The 2,873-nt window shown below is 43.1% G+C and carries 4 protein-coding genes; 2 read left to right on the top strand and 2 right to left on the bottom strand.

Annotated elements, in window-relative coordinates; genetic code table 11:
* Positions 1–363: helix-turn-helix transcriptional regulator (locus tag NC238_14145; protein ID MCM1567047.1), on the top strand; the 363-nt coding region annotated here is incomplete at its 5' end.
* Positions 364–623: 260 nt separating this feature from the next.
* Complete coding sequence (locus NC238_14140; GenBank protein MCM1567046.1) at positions 624–869, top strand: DUF5320 domain-containing protein; 246 nt, start codon at positions 624–626, stop codon at positions 867–869.
* Between the two features lie 436 nt (positions 870–1,305).
* Here NC238_14140 and NC238_14135 read toward each other — a convergent pair whose 3' ends face one another.
* Positions 1,306–1,707, bottom strand: a complete 402-nt coding sequence (locus NC238_14135; GenBank protein MCM1567045.1) for a DUF4143 domain-containing protein — start codon at positions 1,705–1,707, stop codon at positions 1,306–1,308.
* A 380-nt stretch (positions 1,708–2,087) separates the two neighbouring features.
* The coding region (locus tag NC238_14130) for a DUF4143 domain-containing protein (GenBank protein ID MCM1567044.1) at positions 2,088–2,873 on the bottom strand (786 nt) is incomplete at its 5' end.

Here is a 2,873-nt window from a genome sequence, read left to right as displayed (position 1 = left end):
GGAAGAGGATGGGCAATGAGAAATGGGGAGGGTCAAGAGAAACGACACTCTTCCTTGACTGTGTCCTTATTGGAACCTGCTTTACTGGTACTGGTAAAGGGAGAGCCTAGTCATGGATACTCGCTGCTTAATGATTTAGGAGAAATAGGCTTAAATACACTTCACCCAAGCGTCGTTTACCGAACTTTACGAGAAATGGAAGACCTTGGGTGGATTCAATCCGATTGGGAAACTGATCAGACACAAGGTCCTCCTCGGCGGACTTATCATTTGACGGCGCTAGGAGAAGAAGCCTTGCAATATTGGAAGCAGGAATTGGCAAGAACAAATGAAATCATCCTGCAATTGCTTAAGAAAGTTTAAATAGGTTGAAAGGAAACTGATATGCCTGCTAGAGATGGAACAGGACCTTTGGGTCAAGGCTCACGGACAGGTCGAGGCATGGGAAATTGTGGAACGACCGGTGTTACCACGGGGCGAATTTCAACTACAACCCCAATGTTTAATGGTCCATTTCACTGGGGTGGCCGGGTGTGGGATTTTACATTTGGCCGTCTATTTAGCCGCCGGCATTCAAACCGGATCAACAGACGATAATTCATAACTTTCAATAGGAGAATAATATGCCCAGATTTGATGGAACTGGACCAATGGGTAAGGGGCCAATCGGTAGAGGAATGGGTCCATGCGGAGGAGGCCAGTCGCGGGGAAGAGGACGAGGCTTTGGCCGCGGTAATTTTGGTTGGGATATGGAGCAATCTACTGCTCCTCAACCTGAGACAAAAGAAGTGATGGAGCAACGCAAGACCTGGTTGGAGAAACAATTGGCTGCGATTAGCCAACAGTTGCAGGATATGGATAAAAAATAGGGGCTTAATTTATGAACCTCTGAGTAGATCAATTGATAAATGATCTACTCAGAGGTTATTTCTGTTGACCTTTATTCAACGATCATTGGAAATTTATAGTATTACTTTTTGTTATGCAACAATTATCGCTCTCCGAAATTTGTAAGGCGACGCGCTCAAATCCACATATATTACTCTACCTGTAGTTTTCGCTTATACAGCAATTTGTGCGACTCGATATGCGGGTGAGAGCTGCAAGTAGGAATTCAAAGAGTCACTTCTCCGGCCTCATCTCGACAACAGTTCAAGGTTTATTTGATTTTCTCCCGGATCGTATCCAGATTCCTTAGCGGCAATGCCGTAATGTTCTTCTTTACTGGGTATGTTTCATTTCCCGGATAAACGATCCAGAGATGTTTAAGGGATAATTCAGAAGAAGCAACCTGCATCGGAAGTGTCAAAGTGGGGGCGTCGGTAAACTTGATTTTAATGCCATATCGGTTTCCTCCGGACTGAAAAACCAGTCAAGTTCAGCGCCGGCGTGCGTACCCCAAAAACATTCCTCATTGGGATCCAGGATTTGCAATAATTGCTCAAGCACAAAAAATTCCCATGAAGCACCGACCATGAGATGTCCAAGCAGGTTGTGCCCATTGGGAATATCCAGAAGGCTGTGCAATAACCCAGTATCGCGGAAATTAATCTTTGGAGATTTAACCTGCCGTTTACCCAAATTCTCTACTCTACCTTGAAATTTCGGAGTACAACTCCGATTTTTCAAGGCCATGGTAGCGTATTTATGGTAACTGATTGATTGCTTGACTCTCCGTAAATAGGAGAAAGCTTCTGTTCCTTGCATTTTCTCTCTTTTTGGCAGCACCAAGTCCTATAGTTCGGACCTTGCGGCACAAGGAGTACAGAGCTTACCTTTGTATACGACTTACGTTCCGTCTTTCTGTTTTACTGACCAGTCAATATCTTTCAGTTGGTAATTTTCAGCTTTAGTTCGATCCAACGCCAGTTTTGGAAGTAATAGAATGGTCCCGTCGGTATCAACTACAGCATCAAGTAAATCACCTTCTTTGATCTTTGCTTTTTGCAGCGTGGAAGCAGGTAAGGTAATTTGTCCATTCTTACCGACTTACAGATATTCAGGCATGAAAAAATCTCTTTCTGACATCCTGAGTATTTAAATCTGCATACATTTCACAATTTATACAGAACTGATCGATGAGGTTATTAATCTGGAATGCGATCCAAATCCTTCCAGCTAATTAAAGTGCCGGCACTTGTTTGCATGGATTGATCCCCACCATAGACCACATATTCTTGATTCTCAGGTAAGGTTGTTAGAGATCGCCAGTAATTAAGATTTTCAAAATAGCTGATGGATATTGTTTTTCCGGATTTAATCTCAATCGCTGTAACCTTTTCACCATTTACCAATAAGCAATCAATTTCTTTACCGTGATTATCCTGCCAATAATATGGTTGACGGTTCTCGCCCCGGTTGAAACTACGCTTGATGAACTCATTGAGAATCAAATTTTCAAAGAGGGAGCCTTTCATGTAATGCAAATTGATTTGTTCTTGCTCGCGTATACCAAGTAGTGAACAGGCGACACCGGTATCATAAAAATAGAGCTTGGGTGATTTCACCAAGCGTTTGTTGAAATTACGGTGGTATGGTTGTAGACGATATAGGATGTAAGAACTTTCCAGAATGGAAAGCCAAGATTTAGCAGTGTTGGGGCTGATACCGGCATCATTGGCCAGGCTGGCATAGTTCAGTAACTGCCCGATACGGCCGGCGCACAATTGTGTGAACTGGATGAAGGCATTAATATCCCCGATATTTTTGATCATGCGCACATCCCGATCCACGTAGGTCTGAATGTAGGATGGATAAAAATCAGGTGGTGGAATGGTTCGGTCGTAAATCCGTGGGTATTGACCTTTGAAAATCAGGTTTTCGTAAGAATCTGCCAATGGTTCAAGTTCTTGTAAAGAGAATGGTAGTAAATG

Origin of the sequence: Dehalobacter sp., from assembly GCA_023667845.1 — a bacterium.
In the GTDB taxonomy this organism is placed as follows: Bacteria; Bacillota; Desulfitobacteriia; order Desulfitobacteriales; family Syntrophobotulaceae; genus Dehalobacter.
The sequence above is the reverse complement of the archived record's forward strand: the minus strand, read 5'-3'. Positions and strand labels throughout refer to the sequence as shown.

Bases quoted from the DNA above. Each gene is read 5' to 3' on its own strand.
- NC238_14140 (MCM1567046.1), top strand. From the start codon at position 624: ATGCCCAGATTTGATGGAACTGGACCAATGGGTAAGGGGCCAATCGGT.
- NC238_14135 (MCM1567045.1), bottom strand. From the start codon at position 1,707: ATGCAAGGAACAGAAGCTTTCTCCTATTTACGGAGAGTCAAGCAATCA.